This is a genomic window from Prevotella sp. P4-98 (genome assembly GCF_002251405.1).
Taxonomy (GTDB): Bacteria; Bacteroidota; Bacteroidia; order Bacteroidales; family Bacteroidaceae; genus Prevotella.
On the sequence record NZ_NPJC01000030.1, the window covers coordinates 1 to 1,382 of the forward strand.

The 1,382-nt window shown below is 43.0% G+C and carries 1 protein-coding gene; it reads right to left on the reverse strand.

Features of this window, described 5'->3' with window-relative positions; all coding sequences use genetic code 11:
- Positions 1-29: 29 nt before the first annotated feature.
- The gene (locus CIK96_RS04910) at positions 30-1,139 is read right to left on the reverse strand and encodes a transposase (protein WP_229119792.1); all 1,110 of its coding nucleotides are present in this window, start codon (positions 1,137-1,139) and stop codon (positions 30-32) included.
- Positions 1,140-1,382: the final 243 nt, after the last annotated feature.

Genomic DNA, 1,382 nt, shown 5'->3' on the forward strand with positions numbered 1-1,382 from the left:
CAATAGTTCGTTAAAATTTGAGATAAAGGCTAAGCAGTTTTACGCTGCCAGCCAAAGAGTTCTTTGATAGTATGACTAATTAACTTTCGGTTCGGTATTCTCCGACACTTGTCAAAAATTAATTTAGCGATGTATGTGCATGCCATGATCTCCTTGAAAGAAGCCATGGAATACGACATCCCGTTTTCCTTCATCATCACCTTTGCTACATTCTGTGATGCGAATGATGCATTGTAGGAAAAGTCCAACTGGTTCTTGTGTCTTGCCTGGCAATGCGTAAGGCCGGTATACTGCTTTGCATCGCGAAAACAAAATTCTATTTGGAATCTTGAGCGGTATGTGCGCAGCACATCCTCACCCGACATGGATGTCTTTGTTGAGAAGAAAAGCTTGTGCTTTCCGTTGGGCATAATCCAAATGACAAGGCGCACTTTCTTCTTCAAAGCCTTTGAATAGGCAATGAGTGTGTAGGCTGTGCCCTCAAGTCCTTCAATATGCAACTCTGCCATACGAGTGAGGTCAAGTTTCTTGTAGTTGATTTTTCCGTCAAGTGTCTTGGGACGTCCAGGTTTGTGGGAACGAGGCCCCGTATACACATAGTATAGGCTCGCTGTATCCCTGAAGCGGCTGACAAGATGGAAACCGCACTCTTTGATTCCATCCACAAACGGACGGATAGAGAAGAAGGCGTCAGCGACAACAATATCGGTGACCTTCAACAATTCCTTCTTGTAACGCTTGATGACCGCTATGTAATGTTGCACGAGAGTCATGTTGCGCAGTTTCAACTCTCCTGTAGATGGAGTCTGATGGGCGCGCAGCATCATGCAACTGTTGGCATAGACATCGACAAGAGCCAGTCCCATGATTTCAAGTCCATGCTTCATGGAACTTGCACAACCGGACCAGAAAGTACCGATATGCGGAGTCTTCTTACCAGACTTGCTGATGTAGCTCGGATCAATGGCAATAGCCAATAGACCATCCATATTCAAGTAACGTCTGCAAAGGGCAAGGTTGAACTTCACCCAGTCTATGCATTTAGCACGGCCACGGTTGAAATTCGTTCTGTAGGTCTGCTCGCAATGGGTGCCGTAGCGCTCCATTTGAGTGAAATTTATCTTTCTTTGTATCGTCATGTACAATAAGAGTATTTCCAAGAGAAGGTTTTCGAAAGTTTTGCTTACCTTTGCAGATGAACTTTTGATAGCATCTCTGCAGATTTCCGTATATTGGTTGAGTGGTTCTGATGTCATGTTACTTTAAGCTTTGATCACTATAAAGTTACTGATAATCAGCCACTTAACCAAATTTTATTAGTTATATTACGTTAATTAACTCCTTCATTTTCAAACGATTACGTTAGAATTAACAGAGTATTG

Bases quoted from the DNA above. Each gene is read 5' to 3' on its own strand.
- CIK96_RS04910 (WP_229119792.1), bottom strand. From the start codon at position 1,139: ATGACGATACAAAGAAAGATAAATTTCACTCAAATGGAGCGCTACGGC.